Source organism: Psychrobacter sp. 16-MNA-CIBAN-0192, from assembly GCF_040309565.1.
Lineage (GTDB): Bacteria > Pseudomonadota > Gammaproteobacteria > Pseudomonadales > Moraxellaceae > Psychrobacter.
The window spans coordinates 1-271 of sequence record NZ_JBEOOX010000254.1 but is presented as its reverse complement, the minus strand read 5'-3'; the positions used below and the strand labels follow the sequence as shown (position 1 = coordinate 271).

Genomic DNA, 271 nt, shown 5'->3' with positions numbered 1-271 from the left:
ACCCAATGGACCTTAAGCGCGGTATCGACAAAGCCGTTATCGCAGCCGTTGCTGAACTTAAACTACTTTCTCAAGAATGTTCAGACACTAAAGCGATTGCTCAAGTAGGTACAATTTCTGCTAACTCTGACGAGTCAATCGGCGACATCATTGCAACCGCAATGGAAAAAGTCGGTAAAGAAGGCGTTATCACCGTTGAAGAAGGCCAAGCGCTTGAAAACGAATTAGACGTTGTTGAAGGTATGCAGTTTGACCGTGGTTACTTATCACC

General features: G+C 45.0%; 1 pseudogene. It reads left to right on the top strand.

Going from position 1 to position 271, the window contains the following annotated elements:
- A pseudogene (gene groEL / locus AAEY78_RS13145) lies at positions 1–271 on the top strand (chaperonin GroEL); the annotation flags it as partial.